The organism is Leptolyngbya sp. UWPOB_LEPTO1, assembly GCF_017302695.1.
GTDB classification, from domain to species: domain Bacteria; phylum Cyanobacteriota; class Cyanobacteriia; order Leptolyngbyales; family Leptolyngbyaceae; genus Leptolyngbya; species Leptolyngbya boryana.
Genome location: NZ_JAFLCJ010000022.1, coordinates 68,636 through 89,160, shown reverse-complemented (window position 1 = coordinate 89,160; position 20,525 = coordinate 68,636). Strand labels below are relative to the sequence as shown.

The 20,525-nt window shown below is 46.7% G+C and carries 22 protein-coding genes and 1 rRNA gene; 12 read left to right on the top strand and 11 right to left on the bottom strand.

Annotation, left to right across the window (positions count from 1 at the left end; genetic code table 11):
• The first annotated feature begins 3 nt into the window (after positions 1-3).
• The 3 genes from rrf (at position 4) to gyrA (ending at position 4,147) form a co-directional block, all read left to right on the top strand.
• Positions 4-120, top strand: a 5S ribosomal RNA gene (rrf, locus tag J0L70_RS25730).
• Between the two features lie 305 nt (positions 121-425).
• Complete coding sequence (gene thyD, locus J0L70_RS25725; RefSeq protein WP_190653191.1) at positions 426-1,337, top strand: thylakoid membrane protein ThyD; 912 nt, start codon at positions 426-428, stop codon at positions 1,335-1,337.
• A 152-nt stretch (positions 1,338-1,489) separates the two neighbouring features.
• Entirely contained in the window at positions 1,490-4,147 is a 2,658-nt protein-coding gene (gene gyrA, locus J0L70_RS25720) for a DNA gyrase subunit A (protein WP_017288340.1), read from the top strand.
• A 110-nt stretch (positions 4,148-4,257) separates the two neighbouring features.
• On the opposite strand, the gene J0L70_RS25715 is transcribed toward gyrA, so the two are convergent.
• On the bottom strand, positions 4,258-4,464 hold the full coding sequence (locus J0L70_RS25715) for a hypothetical protein (protein WP_017288341.1): 207 nt from the start codon (positions 4,462-4,464) through the stop codon (positions 4,258-4,260).
• A gap of 187 nt (positions 4,465-4,651) precedes the next feature.
• Between J0L70_RS25715 and lpdA the strand changes: the two genes are divergently transcribed.
• The 4 genes from lpdA (at position 4,652) to J0L70_RS25695 (ending at position 8,522) form a co-directional block, all read left to right on the top strand.
• Positions 4,652-6,073, top strand: a complete 1,422-nt coding sequence (gene lpdA, locus J0L70_RS25710) for a dihydrolipoyl dehydrogenase (RefSeq protein ID WP_287456393.1) — start codon at positions 4,652-4,654, stop codon at positions 6,071-6,073.
• 179 nt (positions 6,074-6,252) lie between these two features.
• On the top strand, positions 6,253-7,137 hold the full coding sequence (gene trpC, locus J0L70_RS25705; protein WP_017288343.1) for an indole-3-glycerol phosphate synthase TrpC: 885 nt from the start codon (positions 6,253-6,255) through the stop codon (positions 7,135-7,137).
• A 125-nt stretch (positions 7,138-7,262) separates the two neighbouring features.
• Positions 7,263-7,523: a DUF5340 domain-containing protein gene (locus J0L70_RS25700; protein WP_017288344.1), complete on the top strand. Its 261-nt coding sequence runs from the start codon at positions 7,263-7,265 to the stop codon at positions 7,521-7,523.
• A gap of 39 nt (positions 7,524-7,562) precedes the next feature.
• Positions 7,563-8,522, top strand: coding sequence for a hypothetical protein (locus J0L70_RS25695; RefSeq protein WP_017288345.1), 960 nt, complete (start codon positions 7,563-7,565; stop codon positions 8,520-8,522).
• Positions 8,523-8,688: 166 nt separating this feature from the next.
• Here J0L70_RS25695 and J0L70_RS25690 read toward each other — a convergent pair whose 3' ends face one another.
• From J0L70_RS25690 to J0L70_RS25675, 4 genes are read right to left on the bottom strand one after another with little or no spacing between them, the layout of a single operon-like run.
• Positions 8,689-9,201, bottom strand: a complete 513-nt coding sequence (locus tag J0L70_RS25690; RefSeq protein ID WP_287456392.1) for a tetratricopeptide repeat protein — start codon at positions 9,199-9,201, stop codon at positions 8,689-8,691.
• Positions 9,164-10,003 (bottom strand): ABC transporter permease, encoded by an 840-nt coding sequence (locus tag J0L70_RS25685; protein ID WP_287456391.1) that lies wholly within the window; start codon positions 10,001-10,003, stop codon positions 9,164-9,166. The genes J0L70_RS25690 and J0L70_RS25685 overlap by 38 nt, the downstream gene beginning before the upstream one ends.
• Positions 9,996-11,000 (bottom strand): ABC transporter permease, encoded by a 1,005-nt coding sequence (locus tag J0L70_RS25680; RefSeq protein WP_287456390.1) that lies wholly within the window; start codon positions 10,998-11,000, stop codon positions 9,996-9,998. Before J0L70_RS25680 ends, J0L70_RS25685 begins: the two co-directional genes overlap by 8 nt.
• Before the next feature lie 30 nt (positions 11,001-11,030).
• Complete coding sequence (locus J0L70_RS25675; RefSeq protein ID WP_017288349.1) at positions 11,031-11,420, bottom strand: response regulator; 390 nt, start codon at positions 11,418-11,420, stop codon at positions 11,031-11,033.
• Positions 11,421-11,546: 126 nt separating this feature from the next.
• Between J0L70_RS25675 and J0L70_RS25670 the strand changes: the two genes are divergently transcribed.
• The 3 genes from J0L70_RS25670 to J0L70_RS25660 all read left to right on the top strand — a co-directional run bounded on the left by J0L70_RS25670 (position 11,547) and on the right by J0L70_RS25660 (position 13,686).
• Positions 11,547-12,596 (top strand): ABC transporter ATP-binding protein, encoded by a 1,050-nt coding sequence (locus J0L70_RS25670; RefSeq protein WP_287456389.1) that lies wholly within the window; start codon positions 11,547-11,549, stop codon positions 12,594-12,596.
• A 161-nt stretch (positions 12,597-12,757) separates the two neighbouring features.
• Positions 12,758-13,222 (top strand): phosphate-starvation-inducible PsiE family protein, encoded by a 465-nt coding sequence (locus tag J0L70_RS25665; protein ID WP_036044615.1) that lies wholly within the window; start codon positions 12,758-12,760, stop codon positions 13,220-13,222.
• An 11-nt stretch (positions 13,223-13,233) separates the two neighbouring features.
• Positions 13,234-13,686, top strand: coding sequence for a nitrate reductase associated protein (locus tag J0L70_RS25660; RefSeq protein ID WP_287456388.1), 453 nt, complete (start codon positions 13,234-13,236; stop codon positions 13,684-13,686).
• On the opposite strand, the gene J0L70_RS25655 is transcribed toward J0L70_RS25660, so the two are convergent.
• From J0L70_RS25655 to J0L70_RS25645, 3 genes are read right to left on the bottom strand one after another with little or no spacing between them, the layout of a single operon-like run.
• Positions 13,683-14,750 (bottom strand): glycosyltransferase family 4 protein, encoded by a 1,068-nt coding sequence (locus J0L70_RS25655; protein ID WP_287456387.1) that lies wholly within the window; start codon positions 14,748-14,750, stop codon positions 13,683-13,685. The genes J0L70_RS25660 and J0L70_RS25655 overlap by 4 nt on opposite strands.
• On the bottom strand, positions 14,747-15,655 hold the full coding sequence (gene hpsE / locus J0L70_RS25650; RefSeq protein WP_017288354.1) for a hormogonium polysaccharide biosynthesis glycosyltransferase HpsE: 909 nt from the start codon (positions 15,653-15,655) through the stop codon (positions 14,747-14,749). The genes J0L70_RS25655 and hpsE overlap by 4 nt, the downstream gene beginning before the upstream one ends.
• 48 nt (positions 15,656-15,703) lie before the next feature.
• The gene (locus tag J0L70_RS25645; protein WP_190653181.1) at positions 15,704-16,243 is read right to left on the bottom strand and encodes a thioredoxin family protein; all 540 of its coding nucleotides are present in this window, start codon (positions 16,241-16,243) and stop codon (positions 15,704-15,706) included.
• Positions 16,244-16,391: 148 nt separating this feature from the next.
• Here J0L70_RS25645 and J0L70_RS25640 point away from each other — a divergent pair, with 148 nt between their 5' ends.
• Positions 16,392-17,279: an alpha/beta fold hydrolase gene (locus J0L70_RS25640; RefSeq protein ID WP_287456386.1), complete on the top strand. Its 888-nt coding sequence runs from the start codon at positions 16,392-16,394 to the stop codon at positions 17,277-17,279.
• A 1-nt stretch (position 17,280) separates the two neighbouring features.
• Here J0L70_RS25640 and J0L70_RS25635 read toward each other — a convergent pair whose 3' ends face one another.
• Positions 17,281-18,363, bottom strand: coding sequence for a class I fructose-bisphosphate aldolase (locus J0L70_RS25635; protein ID WP_287456385.1), 1,083 nt, complete (start codon positions 18,361-18,363; stop codon positions 17,281-17,283).
• A gap of 77 nt (positions 18,364-18,440) precedes the next feature.
• Between J0L70_RS25635 and J0L70_RS25630 the strand changes: the two genes are divergently transcribed.
• Positions 18,441-18,824 (top strand): VOC family protein, encoded by a 384-nt coding sequence (locus J0L70_RS25630; RefSeq protein WP_017288358.1) that lies wholly within the window; start codon positions 18,441-18,443, stop codon positions 18,822-18,824.
• Positions 18,825-19,011: 187 nt separating this feature from the next.
• On the opposite strand, the gene psaC is transcribed toward J0L70_RS25630, so the two are convergent.
• Together psaC and hetR are read right to left on the bottom strand one after the other, a co-directional pair.
• The gene (gene psaC, locus J0L70_RS25625) at positions 19,012-19,257 is read right to left on the bottom strand and encodes a photosystem I iron-sulfur center protein PsaC (RefSeq protein WP_009458117.1); all 246 of its coding nucleotides are present in this window, start codon (positions 19,255-19,257) and stop codon (positions 19,012-19,014) included.
• A 169-nt stretch (positions 19,258-19,426) separates the two neighbouring features.
• On the bottom strand, positions 19,427-20,326 hold the full coding sequence (hetR, locus tag J0L70_RS25620; RefSeq protein WP_017288360.1) for a heterocyst differentiation master regulator HetR: 900 nt from the start codon (positions 20,324-20,326) through the stop codon (positions 19,427-19,429).
• Between the last annotated feature and the right edge of the window lie 199 nt (positions 20,327-20,525).

Sequence of the window (20,525 nt, the reverse complement as noted above, 5' to 3'; positions counted from 1 at the left end):
TTTCCTGGTGGTGATGGCGATGTGGACCCACACTCATCCATCCCGAACTGAGTGGTGAAACGCATTTGCGGCGACGATAGTTGGAGGGTAGCCTCCTGTCAAAATAGCTAACCGCCAGGGTATCATTCAAAACAAAGAGAGCTTCCTAAGATAAGTTTTGGGAAGCTCTCTTTGTATGTTTTTGCTTATTTCCATGCATGTATGGGAAACAGGAGAATTAAACTATTACAGATGATCAGGAAAGAGAGCAGCCATATACTTGACTCATCGCTTGATTGAAGATGCGATCGCTGGTTGCCAAAGACATCGTTTCTTCAGGTACAAAGGCTTGAGTTGAAGCTGCTGGAGTTAGATTGAGTAAGACTTAAAGTACGATCACTTTCCCTCCGATATACTGGCAGATGGACGTTTCGCCTTGAATAGCTATGAAAGTTGCAGTGACAGGATCAACCGGATTTGTTGGAAGTCGGTTGGTAGAAAGATTGTTGGCGGAGAATCATCAAGTGGTGGCATTTACTCGAAATGGAAGTAGTGCTGAACGAGTGTTGCCAAAGTCTGAGAATCTGGAAATTGTGGCTTACAGTCCGAAGGAAGCAGGAGATTGGCAGTCTAAGATTGCAGGATGTGATGGTGTTGTGAATTTGGCGGGAGAGCCGATCGCTGAAAATCGCTGGACTCCTGAATTGAAAAAAACATTGCTCGAAAGTCGAACCTTGACCACACAGAATGTGGTAAATGCGATCGCACAAGCTAATCCAAAACCTTCAGTGCTTGTGAATGCTTCAGCGATCGGTTTCTATGGCACGAGCGAAACAGCTAGCTTTGATGAAAATAGTGCATCAGGGCAGGATTTCTTAGCTGAAGTTTGTCGGGCTTGGGAAGCAGAAGCAAACAAAGTGAAAGAGAGCGGAACGAGGCTCGTCATTCTCCGAATTGGGATTGTTTTAGAAAATGGCGGGGCGCTTGGAAAAATGTTGGCTCCGTTCAAAATGTTTGCAGGTGGACCGATTGGCTCAGGAAAACAATGGTTCTCTTGGATTCATCGGGAAGATTTGGTGAGCTTGATCATTCGGGCACTCACTTCAGGTATGGAAGGCGTTTACAATGCAACGGCTCCAACTCCTGTGAAAATGGCGGAATTGACAAACACATTAGGGCAGGTGATGAATCGTCCGTCTTGGTTGCCTGTGCCGGGATTTGCACTCGAAGCAATGTTGGGGGATGGTGCGATCGTGGTTCTCGAAGGACAGCAAGTCTTGCCGAAGCGTACTCTAGAATCCGGCTTCGAGTATGCTTATCCAACGGTAAAACAGGCATTAGAAGCGATATTAAAATAAACTGCGGAAACCCTAGATTTCATGGGAATTTCAGCCCTGATCCCATTTATGAATTTGTGCTAAAATTGTCCCAATATGAGGCGAAGCAGGTATACTTTCTAGGCATCTTTTTTCGCTCATAAAGTAGTACAAAAGTATTTCGGAGTCTCCGTATGACATTCTCCCAGGAACCGCCTCAAGATCGGATTATTCCAACCGATTTACGCAACGAAATGCAGCGGTCTTACCTGGAATACGCGATGAGCGTGATTGTGGGGCGAGCGCTACCCGATGCACGAGATGGGCTGAAACCTGTGCATCGTCGCATTCTCTACGCAATGCACGAATTGGGGCTGACCCACGATCGACCGTTCAGAAAATGCGCCCGTGTCGTCGGGGAAGTGTTGGGTAAATATCATCCGCACGGTGATACAGCGGTTTACGATGCGTTAGTGCGGATGGCGCAGGACTTTTCGATGCGATCGCCTCTGATCGATGGGCATGGCAACTTTGGTTCGATCGATAACGATCCACCTGCGGCAATGCGATATACCGAATGTCGTTTGACCTCTTTGACAGCCTATTCGCTGCTGCAAGATATCGAATCGGAAACGGTTGACTTTGCAGATAACTTTGATGGTTCCGTTCAAGAGCCAACGGTTCTCCCTTCACGAATCCCGCAACTGCTTTTGAATGGTTCAGCCGGGATTGCTGTTGGGATGGCAACCAACATTCCGCCTCATAATTTAGGGGAATTGATTGATGGGTTGGTGGCATTGATTGAGAATCCAGATTTGACGGATTTGGATTTGATGCAGTACATTCCAGGGCCTGATTTTCCGACGGGAGCGCAGATTTTAGGACGCACTGGAATTCGTGAAGCTTATACGACGGGACGTGGATCAATCACAATGCGCGGTGTTGCTGCGATCGAAACAATCGAGCAACGGGGACGACCCGATAAAGACGCAATCATCATTACCGCATTGCCGTATCAAACCAATAAAGCAGCGCTGATTGAGCGAATTGCAGAATTGGTCAACGATCGCAAGATTGAAGGCATTTCTGATGTGCGCGACGAGAGCGATCGCGATGGGATGCGGATTGTGATTGAACTGCGGCGAGACGCTTATCCGCGTGTTGTCCTGAACAATCTTTATAAGCAGACTCCGATTCAAGCCAATTTTGGGGCAAATATGCTGGCGCTCGTTAATGGCGAGCCACAGCTGTTGACCTTGAAGCAGTTTTTGACGGTGTTCTTAGAGTTCCGGGTTGAGGCGATTACTCGTCGGACTCAGTATCAACTTCGCAAGGCAGAAGAACGCGATCATCTCTTGCAAGGGTTGTTAATTGCCTTGTCGAATCTGGATGGCATTATTGCTCTGATTCGGAGTGCAGCGGATACTGCTACTGCGAAGCAGCAATTGATTGAGACGTATTCGCTCTCTGAATCGCAAGCGGATGCCATTCTGCAAATGCAATTGCGACGCTTGACTGCGTTAGAAGCGGAAAAGATCGAGCAAGAACATGAAGACTTGCAAGCTCAAATTCGAGACTTGTTAGATATCTTGGCAAGACGCGAGCGGATTTTAGAAATCATTACGACTGAGGTAACGCAGCTTAAAGCAACCCATGCAACGCCACGGCGAACGGTGATCGAGCAATCAGAAGATGAGTTGGGAGATATTGATCTCATCGCGAACGAGAAATCGATCGTTCTCGTCACCGAGCAAGGCTACATTAAGCGGATGCCGATCAGTACTTTTGAAGCACAGAGCCGGGCAACCCGCGGGAAATCCGGGGCGAAGATGAAGGAAGACGATGCGGTTGAACACTTCATTAGCTGTTGTGACCACGATAGTGTGTTGTTCTTTAGCGATCGTGGAGTTGTATACGCGCTGAAAGCCTATCAAATTCCCCTTGGGTCGAGAACTTCGCGTGGGACTCCGATCGTTCAACTGCTCACCGTTCCACACGAAGAGAAAATTACCTCTGTCATTTCGGTCTCAGAGTTTTCAGACGACGAGTATCTGGTGATGTTGACCAACAAAGGTTACATCAAGAAAACTGCCCTTTCAGCGTTTAGCAACATTCGGACGAATGGGTTGATTGCGATTTCTTTGGAAGAAGGCGATCAACTCCGATGGGTGCGGTTGTCGCGAGTCGATGACAGTATCATCATTGGATCGAGTCTAGGCCGATCGATTCACTTTCGAGTTAATCATGAGCAGCTCCGTCCTTTGGGTCGGGCGACCCGTGGTGTTCGGGCAATGTCGCTCAGAAATGGTGACAGCCTAGTCGGTATGGCAATCTTGCCAGGGCAGATTGTGGCAGATGTCGCACAAGCTCAGGCGGAAGGGGCTGCCGATGAGGATGAAGAAACGGGAGTCGATGAGAATGCAGAATTGCCGCCTCAATCCGGGCCTTGGGCACTTGTGATTACAACAGGAGGCTATGGTAAGCGGGTTCCCGTGAAACAGTTCCGACTGCAAAATCGAGCAGGCATGGGAATTGTGGCAACGAAATTCCGTAAGCCTGGAGATACCTTATCTGCCCTGCATATTGTGAACGAAGGCGATGAAATGATGCTGATCACAAATCGCGGCATTATCATTCGGCAATCTGTGGATGCGATTTCATCTCAGTCGCGGGCAGCGACAGGGGTACGTGTACAGCGATTGGATGAAGATGATGCGATCGCAGCCGTTGCTCTAGTGCCTGCTACCTCTGAAGAAGGGGGAATGATTGAGGATGAGATTGAAGCTGAAATCGCAGCCGAGGAAATCGCAACCGAAATCACAACCGAAATTGCAACCGAAGTAGAAGAGTAAGATTCGGGAAGAACTCCCGATATATTGCTGTCTTTCTGAGTAAGGGGCGCGATCTTCAAAAGTTGAAAGCGCCAAGCTGCTACATTACCTAAATGGAGAAAGCTGTCTTTCTACTCGGGAGGCAGCTTTTTTTCGGAAGTCGCTTCTTGAGCTTGAATAAGTTGCTCGATTTCTGCTACGGCTTGTTCTAAATCGATTGGGCAGCTTGCAGGGGTTGGCTCATCTTCAGGCGACCAAATTGTTTGCTCCAGCTTATTGAGCGATTCTGCAAACGCTTGAGCCGCAGCACGACGTAATTCTCGCTGTTGATGATCCATATCTTGACTCCTAAACGGGTTGAAACTCGAACTTGAGCTTCAACGGGAATACTCCAATTTCCACGGTGGCTCCGCTTGAATCAGGATGCCCAGTTCGGAATCGAGGGATGCCATTTTAGAAAAATCGTATTGTCGAATGGGCGCTTCACGGTTGAGAATAAATAGGCATTAAGAACGGGAGGGGACTGTGGCTCACGATTATGATTTAGTGATTGTAGGCGCGGGCGTGGGTGGTCATGGAGCGGCGCTTCATGCCGTTGATTGTGGTCTGAAAACTGCGATCGTGGAAGCAGCAGATATGGGCGGGACTTGTGTGAATCGCGGCTGCATTCCCTCTAAAGCACTGCTTGCCGCATCAGGACGAGTGAGAGAACTGCAGCAGACAGACCATCTCAAGGCATTAGGCGTTGATGTGGGAGATGTTTCATTTGACCGCGCAGCGATCGCGCAACATGCTCAGAATTTGGTCAATAAACAGCGTGAAGGCTTAATTGGGAGTCTGAAACGTCTGAATGTCGATGTGATTCAAGGTCATGCCAAAGTCGCAGGTGCGCAAAAATTGATTGTCTCCACCCCAGAAGGTGAGAAAACGATTACGGCGGAGAATATTATTCTAGCTCCGGGGTCAATTCCATTTGTACCGCCCGGAGTGCAAGTGGACGGCAAAACTGTTTTTACCAGCGATGATGCGATTAAGTTGGAATCATTGCCGCCTTGGATTGCGATCGTGGGAAGTGGGTACATCGGATTAGAATTCTCTGATGTTTATACGGCACTCGGTTGTGAAGTCACGATGATCGAAGGTCTGGATCAATTGATGCCAGGATTTGATCCAGATATTGCCAAGTTAGCGCAGCGGATTTTGATTACTCCCCGCGATGTGGAAACGAAAGTTGGAGTGTTTGCCGCGAAAGTCACACCTGGATCGCCAGTGACGATCGAGCTAATTGACGCAAAAACGAAAGAACTCGTCGATGTGCTCGAAGTCGATGCTTGCTTGGTTGCAGCCGGGCGAGTGCCTGCCGCGAACGACATGGGCTTAGAATCAGTTGGAGTGGAACTCAATCGCGGGTTTATTCCGGTGAATGACAAGATGCAAGTTTTGTCAGACGGCAAGCCTGTGCCGCATTTATGGGCGATTGGGGATGCGACTGGGAAAATGATGCTGGCTCACGCGGCTTCTGCTCAAGGAATCATTGCCATCGAAAATATGTGCGGTCGAACCCGAGAGATTGATTATCGATCGATTCCGGCGGCAGCCTTTACGCATCCAGAAATTAGCTTTGTCGGATTAACTGAACCGCAGGCAAAAGACCTTGCGAAAGCGGAAGGATTTGAAGTCGCAGTGGCAAGAACCTACTTTAAGGGCAATGCGAAAGCGTTGGCTGAGGGTGAAGCTGAAGGAATTGCCAAAATCGTGTTCCGCAAGGATAACGGTGAACTGTTAGGGGTTCACATTATTGGTCTACATGCGGCTGATTTGATTCAGGAAGCGGCGAATGCGATCGCAAAACGCGAATCGGTCAATACGTTGGCATTCTTGGTACATACCCATCCAACGTTATCAGAAATTCTGGATGAGGCGTACAAGCGGGCAGCCGCACATTGATTGTGGCTTTATTCCAGTCAGTTTTAGCCTCCTAGATGCTCAACATTGGGGAACTTTGATTGAAAACTTCTTGAAATTCGGGAAATCTTTCTTCTCAAAGTTCTTCAAATTGGGGATTTAGGAGGCTCTTCAGAAAATTCTCAATTTGATCCAATCCTTTCCTAACCTGAACCCACGCTATGGAAATTCGTCGTCGTCCCCCGAACCCATCTATCGCTGTTGAAGAACTGCGCTATCAAATCAAAACACCCAACAGCGAACCTGCCAACATTCTTGAAGAAATCATTTGGCATAAGGAAACTGAAGTTGATCAACTTCGGGAAAAGCTGCCCCTCAGCGAACTGCAACGCAAACTCAAAGATGCCCCCGCTCCGAAAGACTTTCTCGCGGCTTTAAGAAACAACCCCAAGAAACCTGCGGTGATCGCCGAAGTAAAAAAAGCTTCTCCAAGCAAAGGCGTTATCCGTGAAGATTTCGATCCGGTTGCGATCGCAAAATCCTATCAATCCGGCGGCGCATCTTGTCTCTCTGTTCTGACCGACACGAAGTTCTTCCAGGGCAGCTTCCAATATCTTGCACAAATCCGCGAAGTCGTTGACATTCCGCTCTTGTGCAAGGATTTCATCATCTATCCGTACCAGATGCAATGGGCAAGGCTGCATGGTGCAGATGCAGTTTTACTGATTGCAGCAGTTCTGTCGGATCAAGATTTGCAATATTTCCTCAAAATTGTGAAAGCGCTCGGCATGACTGCCCTAATTGAGGTGCATACCTTAGCCGAACTCGATCGCGTTCTCAATCTTGATGGAGCTACGCTGATTGGAATTAATAATCGCAACCTCAAAGACTTTTCAGTCGATTTGAAAACGACAGAAGACATTTTGCAAGCACGTCTGACGACTTTATCTGCAAGAAACATTACAGTAGTCAGTGAGTCAGGGCTTTACACGGCTGAAGACTTAGCGAGAGTCGGGAAAGCTGGCGCTTCAGCCGTTTTGATCGGGGAATCGTTAGTCAAACAGCCCGATCCGGGACAAGCTCTTGCACAGCTAATTCAAGATTGAGTGATTTGGCGCTAGACTGCTCGCAGGTTAATTCTTTAGAGTGATCTCTTGAGTTCTGTGAGCTTAACCGTTTAGAGTCAGAAGAATGTCGCTCTTTTCTTATTGTCCCTTCGTCACTTTAATTCATGGAACCGATACCTCTTCCATCGCATATTCATTATGAGTTGCTGCTGCAACTGTTAGAGCGTCAAACCATGTTTGCCGTGGGATCGGGTCAGCGAGAGCAGGTGCAGCAATTAATTATTGCTCTGCGGAAAGCCTTATCCCAACAAAAGCATTTTGAAGGTGAGTTAGAACGCAAAAATATTCCGATCGAATATCGTTGGTCACTGAATCGTGTTGATCCCCCCGAAGTAGCAAAATTACCTGAGGAACCGAGAATCTGAAACTATAATAAATAGGCAAGGATTTGGGAGGAGCGATCCGTGTCGGAGTGCCCAGAGCAACTTAGTTTGATCCCAGAGGATTCTCCTCCCAGTTCGGTCACGCCAGAATTATTGCAGCTTCAAGATCAAGTTCAAACTCAACAGCGTCGCATTCGGGATTTAGAACTGGCGTTGGATCAGTCGATCGCAAGTTTAAGTGACTTGCGATCGCAGATTGTCGATCAACGATTTCTGGAACGTCAATTGGCTTCGACTGAAGAAATCGCCAATGTTCAACAACAGGCAATTCACCATCTCAAGCTGCAATTTGCCCAACAAAAAGCAGAACTTGAAGCCAAAGTCCAACAGGCACAGCAACGAGAGCGAGATTATCAAATTCTGTTAGATGCGGCAGAATTGGATGCGTTGAAAACGCAAATTCAAAGTGATGTAGGCGAACCTTCTGCACTGGGGCAACAAATTCAAGTACTGCAGGCTGATTTGCAACTGCGCCGCCAGCAGATTCAAGATTTGGAGGAGCAGAAACAATCTGCACAGATTCGGATTACGGAATTAGAAACTCAAGTTGAAACGCTCGAAGGGCGAATTGCTCGGCAGATGACGACGCAAGCGCTGATGCAGCAGGTCTGTCAAGAACTGGAAGCCGATCGCGAACAAAGCCAGAGCCGAATGACAGAACTAGAGAGTCAAGCTGCCGAAATGCAGGAACAAATTCTTAGCCAAGCCCAACAGGCAAGCGAGTACGAAACGGCAGTTCAACATTGGAAAACGCGCTTTCAGGTCTTGCAGGATAAAGCGATCGCACTCAAACAACTGCTAGGCGATCAAGACCTTCCAACTGAAATTGTTGAACTACTAGCAACGATCGATACTTCTGCCCCACCGGATTTGAAATCTACAGCGCGATCGAATCCGTTCCATCAAGATCTCAAAATTGATATTCCTGAGTTTTTGGTTCGCCGCCGCACTTACCGCAGTCGCAAATCAAAAGAAGCTTGACGAAAAATCTAAAATTCTGAATCAAGACAAACAAAAGCCCTTGAACGTCTGGCCGTGTTTCGACTTCAAGGGCTTTTGCGATTTTGTAACTTACTCCTCACACGACTCTATATTGGCATACTTCTTCTAATCTGAGTTACTCCTTGTGACAGATTTAAAAGTGTTCTTAGCTTAATTTGGCGGTACATTCCAAAATTAGGCGCTGATTCTCGATCGCGTAAGGCTGAATTTCCAAAGCTTGCCGAAATGCGGCAATGGCATCTCGATAATCTCCGATCGCAGCGTAACAGAGTCCCAACCCATGCAGCGCTCCAAAATGAATGGGATTGAGTTCGATCGCTTTTTCGCAATCGGCGATCGCTTTTCGATATTGCTGCTGCACGAAATACAATACAGCACGGCGATTCCACGCTTCAGCAAAATCGGGCTGATGTTCGATTAATTCACTCAAAATAGTTTCTGCCTCAAGTGCCTGCCCCGATTCCAGCAGCACTTGGGCGCGTTGGAGCGTTTGCAGTCCAGTCACACCCTTTTGAGCAAACCAAATCTGCCATAATGCCTGAGTTGCATCTGCTCGCACATCTTCGTTGGGATCTTTGAGCGCTTCTAGTAGAACGTTAATGTCTTCCATAAACTGCAAATTATCTCGATCGGGGATCAAATCCGTCGCGTAATCCATCTCCAAGTAAATTAAACGCTAACACGATCAGGGTAATCGCGATCCCTGGAAAAATGGTTGTCCAAGGAGCAGTCCGTAAATAGCCATCTCGAAATGCATCCGCCAACATCGTGCCCAGTTCTGGAGTCGGCGGTGGCGCGCCCAATCCTAAAAATCCCAGTCCTGCTGCTTCTAAAGTTGCGGTTCCTAACGACAAAGAAGCTTGCACGATCATCGGCGCTAAACTGCCGGGCAAAATGTGTCGCAAAATAATCTGCGGCGTTGTTGCTCCCAATGCTTTCGCTGCCTGCACGAATTCCTGCTCTCTCAACGACAGAACGACGCTGCGAGTGAGCCGAATATATGTCGGAATTTGCACCACTCCAACCGCAAATATCACAGTTTGAAGACTTGGATTAACGGTGACAGTTACGATCGCGATCGCGAACAAAATCGATGGAAATGCCAACAAAATATCGGTCATCCAGCTTAGAACTGCATCAATCCAACCGCGAAAATAACCTGCCAAGATACCCAAAGTTAAACCAATCAGAGCACCAATTCCAACGGAGACGAGACTGATCAGCAATGAGGTTTGAATGCCATACCAAACACCAGTCAGGAGGTCGCGCCCCAGTCCATCGGTTCCAAAAAGATGCGTCAGGCTTGGAGGAAGCAATCGGTCTTGGAAATTTCTGCTCGGACGATAAGGACGCAAAATCGGAGCAAGCAGCGCGATCGCAAAAAGAAACACGGTCAAAACCAATCCAATTCTGCCGGACAGCGATTGCCAGAATCGCCGTACCGATCTCAAATCATTCATACCGCACCCTCGGATCGACGATCGCGTAAGACAAATCCACGAGCAAATTGATCAATACGAATACGATCGCAATAAACACAACGCCACCCTGTACGACGGGATAATCTCGCGCCAAAATTCCCTCGTAAATCCAAGAGCCAATTCCTGACCAGGAGAAGATCGTCTCGGTCAAAATTGCGCCGCTTAATAGCGTTCCAAATTGCAGCCCGATCGTTGTATTGATTGGTAAGAGTGCATTTTTCAGCGCATGTCGCCAAATGACTAAGCGATCAGGTAATCCTTTAGCTTTTGCAGTGCGAATGTAGTCTTGATTCAACACTTCAAGCATGGCACTGCGAGTAATCCTTGCCACGATCGCCAGTGGAATCGTACCTAATGTCAATGCAGGCAGAATCAAGTGCGTGATTACATCGATGAATGCTGCTGGATTGAGTTGCAAGATCGCATCAAGAACATAAAAACCTGTTATCGGTTGAAAATCAATGCCAACGCTGATCCTGCCAGCCGGCGGCAACCATCGCAATGTGACTGAGAAAAAATAAATCAGCAGCAATCCTAACCAATAGACTGGAAGGGAAACGCCGATTAGCGATCCCGCGATCGTCAATTGATCCTGCCAGCGATTTTTCTGAACCGCTGCGATGATTCCCGCTGGAATGCCGATCACGATCGCGATCAACATTGCTGCGATCGACAATTCAAAAGTCGCTGCCCATCTTGTCCGAATCTCGTCTAAGACTGGAATCCCAGTCAAAATGCTAGTGCCAAATTTCAACTGCAACAAATTTCCGACAAAGGTAAAATATTGCAAAAATAAGGGTTGATCTAGCCCAAGTTGAGTCGTTAAAGCTGCAATCTGTTCAGGAGTTGCGCGTTCTCCCGCTAAGACAACTGCGGGATTACCCGGAATGAACCGCAACAATAGAAACACTGCCAGCGTAATCCCCCATAGCACCGGGATTAGCCCCAAAAGCCGCTTGAGAATGTATTGCGACATAACTTCTAAGAAAACCGCTCAGTCGCAACTTTACCGCATCAATCGGGCGATCGTACTCAATAAAATTCTCGAATCATATGGCTTAGACAAATACACCTGAAATCCTGCTGACTCTGGATCGACTCGAATCGCTTCGATCTCTTCGCCTGTCAATGCGATCGCGACTCTAGGGCGATCGACATACTGCCTGCGAATTGCCTCTAAGACTCTGGCTCCATTGCCATCTGGAAGACGAATATTACTGACCAACACCTCTGGCTCTAAGCCGGATTTGATAGCTTGAATTCCCTCTTGTACGGAGCCGACAGCCGTGACGATTCCGCCCTGATATTCTAGAAGAACCGTCAACGCTGTCCGCGTTACCGCTTCATCTTCCACAATCAGAACCTGTAACGAATTTAAACTGGAACTCTGATTCACCAAAATCCTTAAACTGAAGTCTACTAAACAACATTAATTTACAATGGTATTAAAATAATATCCCTTAAGATAGACTGGGCACTTCAAGCTTTACGTAAGTTTTACTATCAAAGATAGATATTTCCTATGGCAACTGTACAGCTTGACGGGATTACTCGCCGCTTTAGCAAATCCGCCGCGATCGAAGACATCAGTTTTAAGATTCCCGATGGTGAATTTTGGGTGCTGGTTGGACCGTCTGGCTGTGGGAAATCGACGATTTTAAGAACGATCGCAGGGTTGGAAACCGCGACTTCAGGAAATTTGTATATTGGCGATCGCTTGGTGAATCAAGTCCCAGCACGTCAACGCGATGTTTCAATGGTGTTTCAAAATTACGCGCTTTACCCTCATATGAGCGTGGCAGAAAATATTGCGTTTGGGCTGAAGATGCGTCAGGTGGAGGCATCCACAATTCAAGCTCGAGTCGAAACGGTTGCCAGAATTTTAGAAATTAGCCATCTCCTCGATCGCAAACCAAGACAATTATCTGGTGGGCAGCAGCAACGCGTCGCCCTCGGTCGCGCGATCGCCCGTCAACCCCAAGTCTTTCTCTTAGATGAGCCGCTTTCAAACCTTGATGCCCAGTTGCGAGACGGAACTCGAACCGAATTAAAACAGTTACATCAGCAAGTCGGAATCACTACAATTTACGTCACACACGACCAAGTAGAAGCAATGACGCTTGCCGATCAGATTGTCGTGCTCGATCGAGGAAGAATTCAGCAGATTGGGACACCGCAGCAAATTTACGATCGACCTGTCAATCGCATGGTTGCAACTTTTCTGGGAAGTCCTCCGATGAATCTCATTCCTGTGACGTTCACGGGGGTAGAGTTTCGCATCGGCAATCATGCCATTCTTGCTTCACTGAAGGTATCGCCAGGTCAATACGATTTGGGAATTCGCCCGGAACATATTGCGATCGATGCGGAAAACCCGCATTGTTTCGGTACTGTTAGCGTAATTGAGCCTTTAGGACGTGAGATTCTACTGCGAGTCATGCTGGAAGGACGAGCGTTGAATCTGCAAGCTGCTCCAAGATTGGATGTGAAAGTCGGCGATCGCTTACCGCTGCGATTTGATCTCGATCGCATATTTTTATTCGAGCTAGCGTCTGGTAGCCGAATTTTATAAAATCATCCGTACTTTGCTGGTATTGAGAAAAGTACGATTCGGTAACTATAGACTTTGCTCAATTGCTCCTGATAGAATCCCTCATGTTCGGAAACTTACTCTTCTCTTTACTCCGATCCCTGCCTTCGGTATGCTCACAACAGTAGAGACGGTAAGTATTTATGCGGCATCCCCTGTTGAAATCGGTGCGAGAATTCATGAAAGATGACAATTTTCTCGGACTTCTGGGGCGTGTCGAGACATGGGTCTCGAAGATCCTCTCGATTATGATGCTGCTGGTGATTTTTCTAGCAGTCTTTCAATTAGGAACTTTCTTGTTTATTAAACTTTCTTCGCCTTTTCCAAGCGAAGAATCAGGAAAAATTTTATTCACAACATTTGGTCTATTTCTAAACGTTTTGATTGCGTTTGAGATTTTAGAAAACATTACTGCCTACCTGAAAAAACATGTGATTCAAGTAGAGTTAGTAATTGTCACTTCCTTAATCGCAGTCGCTCGAAAAATTATCATTCTCGATTTAGAGAAAACGGCTGGGCTTGATCTCATTGCTTTGGCTACAGCAATTTTTGCGCTATCTATTAGTTATTGGATTGTGCGAAATGTTGCTCCGAAAAGTAATCACTAAAGGCAAATTTCATGAGTTTTTTCTTTCAGTTTGAAACTGATTTTGTCGATTCGTTGCGCTGCATTCCGATGATTGTGCGCTTCAAGTTGGATACATGCGGAGTCAAATTGAAATTACATCAGTGGAATAAGTTTACTGAAGCAGATCGCTATCAAACGATCAAGACTCCATGCAGTTCTGAGTCTGAGATTCGCACCTATCACGATCTCTTGCATCAGCTCGTTGAACAGCGTACTGGAGAAACTGCGACCGATTTAGCACTCGATCCGAATCCACAGTGGAATGATGCAAATACAATTCCTGAGAGTGTGACGCAGAAAGCTCAAGACGTAGGAGTTACGATCGCTCAATCCCAATGGGCAGAACTGGCTCCGATTCAGCGCTTTGTTTTGATTAAATTGAGTCGCTCAAGTCACGAAAATGCGAACTTCTTGCCTGCGGTGAAGGAATTCAACCTGGGCTAACGACACAATTCGAGCAACTCGCGCACGGCTTTCTCGGAAGTAAATTGTTCAGAAATATATTGATGCGCTAGCTCGCCTCGCTCTAAAGCTTGACTGGGATTGTCTAAACAAGTCTGCATATGCTGAGCTAAAGTCTTGTAATCTTCACGCTCGAAGAGCAAATTTGACTCTCCTGCCATCTCGGGTAAACCTCCGACTCTTGCAACGATCGAGCAAGTCCGTACACTCGAAGCTTCTAGGGCTACATATCCAGCGGGTTCTTGCCAGCGAGAAGGCGCAATTAATGCCAACGACGATCGCACAATTTCTAACACTTCTTTGCCAGAGCGACGACCTAAGAATTCAACCCGATCTTGAATTTGCAACTCTTTGACCAATTCTGTCAATCGCTCTAAATCCTGACCACTGCCAATAATGTTGACTTTGAAATTCTCAGCTTCGATCAGCTTGGTGGCTCTGAGCAAGAGATCAACGCCTTTATCAGGACTGAGGCGACCGACATACGTAAATGTGTAAGGCTGGTCGAGATCTGCCAGGGTTTTCTTGTCTGATGCAGACGCGATCGGATAATTTAACGCCTCAACTTTCCAAGGAAAACTATGGGATTCTGCTAAAAACTGGCTACAGGCAGCATGTCGATCGCTTAAAAGCGCGGTCCCCAAACGAGTTGCTAATCTCGCCCATTTTACAAAAGTATGCAGCTTCCATTTCAGGGGATAATTTGACTTTGGCAAAGTCTGAATCAGTTCAAACTTGAATCGTTGCCAAAAAGTCATTTTTTCGTAATGAAAATGAGTCGAAATATAGAATAAATAATGATATTTAATAACGATTTTTTTACCCAATAACTTACAGAGTAATGCGAATCCTAAGTGATTAGAATTCATATGCACAACATCTGCCCAAAAAATCTCTGAAATCCAGGAGATAATCGATTCTGTCTGGGTTGACAGCACTTTTGTTTCTACCCCGTTAGCATTTAGACCGGGTACGATCGCATCAATATAGGTGACAACGCCTGCAATCTCATCGGGGCGATGTGTATGTTGGATTAAGAGTTTCATTCTTTTAAGTTCAAGCGTCTCAAATAGAATGGACTGACCAAACTACTAAGTAACAATTGCTGTTCACAAACGACTTCTAAATTCTGCGATCGCCCGAATTTTACCCAATGAGTCATCAGCTTTCTCAAATCATTCAGCAAATAAATCGGCGTGATCAATGGACGTTGCCAAGCCTGCCAGCGAGTCATGCGAATCTGATGCCGAGCCAGTCCTACGCCTTTAATTAACTTCAATAAGTACGATTTCTCAGTTCGCCATTTGGGGATCTGATGATAAAGGTGCATTTCGGGGTTGTACCAGATTTCATGTCCTGAATTCTGAATGTGCAAAATGGCTTCAATATCTTCACTTGCCAGCATTGTTGCTGTTGTTCGTCCGACTAAGACCAATTTCTCGGGCATATGATCGAGCCAAACTTGCCGCCGCACCACTAATCCTGCTCCAGGAGGTAAAACTCGATCGTATCGATGTGGCTTCGACCCGCGTTCTACGATCGCTAAATAAGGCGCAATTTTTCCAATTCCACTGGGTGGCTCAACTTCGTACTCTGGATGAATCTGTCCCCCAAATGCACCAATCTCTGGATGTGTCTGCGTGAATTGGTAAGCCTGCGCGACCCAGTTTTCATCGGGTACTGTATCGTCATCAATAAAAGCGATCCATTGTCCTTGTGCTTCTTTGACCGCTCTCGATCGCGCAAAAGCCGTTCCTTGCTGCGCCTCAAACACATATCGCACTTTTGGATAAGCTTCGACCACCTGTTTTGTGTGATCTTGACTGTTGTTATCAATGACCAGAACTTCCCAAGTAATCGACTCTGTGTGAACTTGCGATCGCACTCCGTCTAAAACTTGTCCAATTCGTCCTGCACCGTTGTAAGTACAGATCACAACACTCAGATCCATGCTGCTTAACCTCGATCGTTTGCCCTCAGTATGGACAAGCTTGATCGATTAATTGCGCCATTTCACAGAGCATCCGACGGGATCAGTTGAAGTGGGTGAAATGGGTTGATGGTTGAGCAGTGATGCGATCGCATTTTTCAAATATTGATGCTGAACCGCTTCAGGGGTTTGAGCATTATCATCGATCGCGCCTGCGTAGCAGACAATGCCTTGCTTGTTGAGCAGATACACCTGCGGAGTTTTTACAGCTTTGAAGGCATGAGCGACATCTTGATTCATATCCCGCAGATACAAAAAATTAAGTTGATGCGCTGTTGCAAAGGATTGCATCTTTTCGTAGCTATCTTCGGGAAATTGATCCGAATCGTTGGGATTGATGCCGATCAAGGTTACACCTTGAGGTTTAAGCTCAGTTTGAAGTTGTTTGAGCCGATCGAGATACAGTTTCACATACGGGCAGTGATTGCACATGATCACCACCACGATCGCCTGGTGCTGTTCAAGGTAACGGGCTAAATGATGAATCGCTCCATCTGTACCGGGGAGTTCAAAGTCGGGTGCATATTTGCCGATAAGTGGACTGTCCATAGTGCTTTGGAGTGTAACAACTGAGACGTTTTGCCCTCTTAGTTATAGACCAGCTTTCTGCAAAATCCGACATTTGCAGAAATTTGGCGACCCCGAATGTCCAAAAAATCGTTACAGTTTGTAAAGAGGCATTTTGGGAACAGGGAAAATGGTGACGGCTCCGACAGTTGCGATCGAATACAAAACCTGGAACTGGCAAGGATTTGAAATTGCCTATCAAACTCAAGGAACTGAGGGAACGCCTGTTGTCTTGGTGCATGGATTTGGGGCTTCTTTTTTTCACTGGCGCAAAAACATTCCCGAACTTGCAAAAAACTGTCGCGTTTATGCGATCGACTTGATTGGTTTCGGCAAATCTGCAAAGCCGAAACCTCTTGAGGAAATCGAATATACCTTTGAAACTTGGGGCAACCAGATTGCTGATTTTTGTCGTGAAATTGTTGGAGAGCCTGCGGTTTTAGTCGGGAATTCCATCGGCTGTATTGTGGTCATGCAGGCTGCGGTTGATCATCCTGAAATTGCGCGATCGCTAGCGTTGCTCAACTGTTCACTACGGCTTTTACATGAACGATATCGAGCAACCCAACCCTGGGTAAAACGAATTGGAGCGCCAATTTTACAGAAAGTTTTGAAAAATCAAGCCTTCGGAGAATGGTTTTTCAAGCAAGTTGCCAAGCCAAAAGCGGTCAGAAATATTTTGCTCAAGGCTTATGCGCGATCGGAAGCTGTGACTGATGAATTAGTTGAGCTTTTGCTTGGTGCAGCGAGCGATGAAGGTGCAGCCGCTGTTTTCGTTGCGTTTACCGGATATTCCACAGGGCCTTTGCCTGAAGATCTGTTTCCAAAATTGCCGTGTCGCGCGATCGTGCTGTGGGGTGAGAAAGACCCTTGGGAACCGATCAAGTTAGCCCGCAAATTTGCAGAATATCCACAGGTGAAAGAATTTATCGAACTTCCAAATGTTGGGCACTGTCCCCAAGATGAAGCGCCGGAACTGGTCAATCCGATCTTGCAGCGATGGATTGACCAATCTTGATTTAAGCGATCGTAATTTCAGGCGAGAGATAAACATCTTGAATCGCATGGAACAGTTTCACGCCTTCGTCAAAGGGGCGTTGGAATGTCTTGCGTCCAGAGATCAATCCAGTTCCGCCTGCACGCTTGTTGATCACGGCTGTCCGAATCGCTTCTGCAAAATCGTTTTTACCTGAAGCACCGCCCGAATTAATTAATCCTGCTCGACCTGAATAACAGTTGAGCACCTGATAGCGCGTTAAATCGATCGGGTGATCTGTCGTCAGTTCGCCATACACTTTTGGATCAGTTTTGCCATAACTTTCCCCGGTCGCTTTTGCAACTGCAGCATAGCCGCCGTTGATTTCTGGCAGTTTTTGCTTAATGATGTCAGCTTCGATCGTGACTCCCAAATGATTCGCCTGTCCGGTCAAATCTGCTGCGAGATGATAGTCTTTATCCTGCTTAAATGCACTGTTGCGCAGATAGCACCAAAGAATCGTTGCCATGCCATATTCATGCGCTAACGCAAACGCTTGACTCACTTCTTGAATCTGTCGAGTTGAATTTTCAGACCCAAAGTAAATCGTTGCCCCAACTGCAACCGCTCCCAAGTTCCAAGCCTGTTCAACAGATGCAAACATGATTTGGTCGTACTGATTGGGAACGGTGAGTAGCTCATTGTGATTGAGCTTGAGAATGAAGGGGATTTTGTGCGCATATTTCCGTGAAACGCTGCCGAGTACGCCAAGCGTTGTTGCAACTGCATTACATCCCCCTTCGATCGCGAGTTTGATAATATTTTCACTATCAAAGTAAATCGGATTCGGGGCAAACGAAGCTCCGGCTGAATGTTCAATCCCTTGATCAACAGGCAAAATCGAAATATAACCTGTATTTGCTAACCTTCCAAATGAATAAAGCTGGCGCAAACTCCGAAGCACTTGGGGAGAGCGATCGCTTTGAACAAAAACGCGATCGAGAAAATCGGGACCCGGCAAATGCAATAAATCCTTAGAAACTTTGGCTTGATAGGTGAGTAAATCTTCTCCTTCATCTCCTAGCCAAGATGTTACCGACTGAGGCGCAGAGAGTGTAGCGGTCATCGCAGTTTCCTCAATACTGTTCCCTCTCAATCTAACGTTTTGTTCCAAAATGAATTTATGTCTGGAAGGGGATTTTTATGCGCATCCAAAAAGCGTGGGTTACGATCGCAGCCTCACAATTCGATCGGTCTGTCAACTTTTATCAGCAACTTTTTCAGCAAGAGCCGCAGATTTTCACGCCTGAAAAATATGCAGAATTTGAAGCATTTGGTATCCGGCTCGGCATTTATCGCCCAACGGTTGAGGAATCGCCAGAGAAAGCGCCGATTACCTTATTTCCAGCCGTAAGTTTGTGTGTGCAGATTGAAAAGCTGGAAGAGGCGATCGCTTTACTTGATCGCATTGATGCGTTTATCAGTGAGATTCGCACCGTGTCTCATGGACGCGAAGCCTATGCCTATGATCCTGACGGCAATCGCATTATTTTGTACGAACCCAATTCGAGCGGAGATAATAGATAGATGCTCCTTCAACGATCTTGCTGGATTTTGAATTCACGATCGGAGAGAATTAGAGCTTTCAAGAGCGAATCTCCCTCAATTGCAAACAAAAAGCAAACAAAAAAATGAGGGCGAACTGCCCCCATAACTTTGAACCCACATAAATGAAAAATGATTGCTGTATGAAGTTTTGCTTAATAAGACAAACTTAGTAAGCCAGACCCATACTGCGAGTCGTTTCAGCACCCAAGTAAACTCGAATGCTGAGGAAGTCCGTCGGGCAAGCCGTTTCGCAACGTTTGCAGCCAACACAGTCCTCTGTTCTCGGTGACGATGCGATTTGACCCGCACGGCACCCATCCCAGGGAACCATTTCTAGAACGTCCGTAGGACAAGCACGAACGCACTGTGTACACCCAATGCAGGTGTCGTAAATTTTGACCGTATGAGACATATTATGGAAGGCTCCAGATTAGTGCTTATGATTTGGCATCATCTGTAGTTCTAAGCTTCGACGATACTAGACCGCTTCATCCTAGAATCATTGCCTAGTTTACTCTGGGGAGTTGACGCTATCTTTCAGACAGTTGCAAAAGTTTAAATTGCGTAATAGTCTAAACTGCTTACGTTTCGGTTGAACCAAATACCATCTGCACGACAAATGGTTTTCCACCTTCTTGATGATACCGATCGGCCCAGTTGCGTAATATCTCGTCAAGCTCTGCGATCGCATCTCTCACGCGATCGTCTGGGATATCTAATTCTTCTAAGACGCGCATGACCTGATCTTCTCGCTTTGCCCAGTCTTGCATCAAGCGAAAAAATCGCGCTGTGTCTTCAATCATGACATAAGCGCGTTCTTCTTGGTCTTCAGGTGAGTAAGATGCTCGGGTGAGCGCATAGAAAGGCATTCCCCAAGGCGACTCGATGCGAGTGACGGTTCCAGAGTAAAGCAGGCGGCGCTTGATATGCTCTGCCAGTGCTTCACTCAAGGGCATTCGCTGCTCAGGTGGAAGATCCTCTTGCGATCGCGTATTCAGAAACTCGATGAGTTCTAAAAACTGAAAGGAGTTGATCAGTTGGGCATCGGGCAGATTGTTGGGCAATTTCTGTTCGATTTGGCGCTTTTCTTCAGAAGTCAAACTGGTTCCAGGAACTCGTGAGCGTCCCGGTTGCCAGGGGTATTGCTCCATCCAGACGTAGGGTAACTGAATCAAATACCGAGGTTCTTGTGACCCTAGCATTTTCAAGAGTTTGCCTTCGGTAAGAGCTTGTCTGACTTCTTCCACGATCGCCTTTACTCGTTTGGGTTCGATGTGGTGCAGATGACCCGTCATCCGGATGTTGCCATCCTGCTCCAAGTAAGTCATGTAAATCGCGCACTTGGCAGCTGTTGCGGCTGCGTCTAGGAATGCGCCATGACGATGACCGCCCGTTCGCATTGCGCTAAACGCCAGATACAACATAATCTGATCCATTGCACTAGGGCTGAGAAGTTTGATCAGATCTAGGTCATTTGTCATATCGATCGCGCCACCGCTGAAACAAAGAACACGAATACAATCAAAACGATGCCGAAATCCAGTCTACAGCGAGAGTCTGTATTTCAACAGGAATTCTCTCAATACAGAGCAAAACTTCATCGTTGGCATACGTTAACAATTTTATCTTTAATAGATTTCGATAAAATTGCTTTTTTGAACGTGCCCAACTCTCGCTGAA

Bases quoted from the DNA above. Each gene is read 5' to 3' on its own strand.
- J0L70_RS25645 (WP_190653181.1), bottom strand. From the start codon at position 16,243: ATGGACAGTCCACTTATCGGCAAATATGCACCCGACTTTGAACTCCCC.
- J0L70_RS25700 (WP_017288344.1), top strand. From the start codon at position 7,263: ATGGAACCGATACCTCTTCCATCGCATATTCATTATGAGTTGCTGCTG.
- thyD (WP_190653191.1), top strand. From the start codon at position 426: ATGAAAGTTGCAGTGACAGGATCAACCGGATTTGTTGGAAGTCGGTTG.
- J0L70_RS25665 (WP_036044615.1), top strand. From the start codon at position 12,758: ATGCGGCATCCCCTGTTGAAATCGGTGCGAGAATTCATGAAAGATGAC.
- psaC (WP_009458117.1), bottom strand. From the start codon at position 19,257: ATGTCTCATACGGTCAAAATTTACGACACCTGCATTGGGTGTACACAG.
- J0L70_RS25680 (WP_287456390.1), bottom strand. From the start codon at position 11,000: ATGTCGCAATACATTCTCAAGCGGCTTTTGGGGCTAATCCCGGTGCTA.
- hetR (WP_017288360.1), bottom strand. From the start codon at position 20,326: ATGACAAATGACCTAGATCTGATCAAACTTCTCAGCCCTAGTGCAATG.
- J0L70_RS25655 (WP_287456387.1), bottom strand. From the start codon at position 14,750: ATGAAACTCTTAATCCAACATACACATCGCCCCGATGAGATTGCAGGC.
- gyrA (WP_017288340.1), top strand. From the start codon at position 1,490: ATGACATTCTCCCAGGAACCGCCTCAAGATCGGATTATTCCAACCGAT.
- J0L70_RS25660 (WP_287456388.1), top strand. From the start codon at position 13,234: ATGAGTTTTTTCTTTCAGTTTGAAACTGATTTTGTCGATTCGTTGCGC.
- J0L70_RS25690 (WP_287456392.1), bottom strand. From the start codon at position 9,201: ATGGATTACGCGACGGATTTGATCCCCGATCGAGATAATTTGCAGTTT.
- J0L70_RS25685 (WP_287456391.1), bottom strand. From the start codon at position 10,003: ATGAATGATTTGAGATCGGTACGGCGATTCTGGCAATCGCTGTCCGGC.
- hpsE (WP_017288354.1), bottom strand. From the start codon at position 15,655: ATGGATCTGAGTGTTGTGATCTGTACTTACAACGGTGCAGGACGAATT.
- J0L70_RS25715 (WP_017288341.1), bottom strand. From the start codon at position 4,464: ATGGATCATCAACAGCGAGAATTACGTCGTGCTGCGGCTCAAGCGTTT.
- J0L70_RS25630 (WP_017288358.1), top strand. From the start codon at position 18,441: ATGCGCATCCAAAAAGCGTGGGTTACGATCGCAGCCTCACAATTCGAT.
- J0L70_RS25640 (WP_287456386.1), top strand. From the start codon at position 16,392: ATGGTGACGGCTCCGACAGTTGCGATCGAATACAAAACCTGGAACTGG.
- J0L70_RS25670 (WP_287456389.1), top strand. From the start codon at position 11,547: ATGGCAACTGTACAGCTTGACGGGATTACTCGCCGCTTTAGCAAATCC.
- trpC (WP_017288343.1), top strand. From the start codon at position 6,253: ATGGAAATTCGTCGTCGTCCCCCGAACCCATCTATCGCTGTTGAAGAA.
- J0L70_RS25635 (WP_287456385.1), bottom strand. From the start codon at position 18,363: ATGACCGCTACACTCTCTGCGCCTCAGTCGGTAACATCTTGGCTAGGA.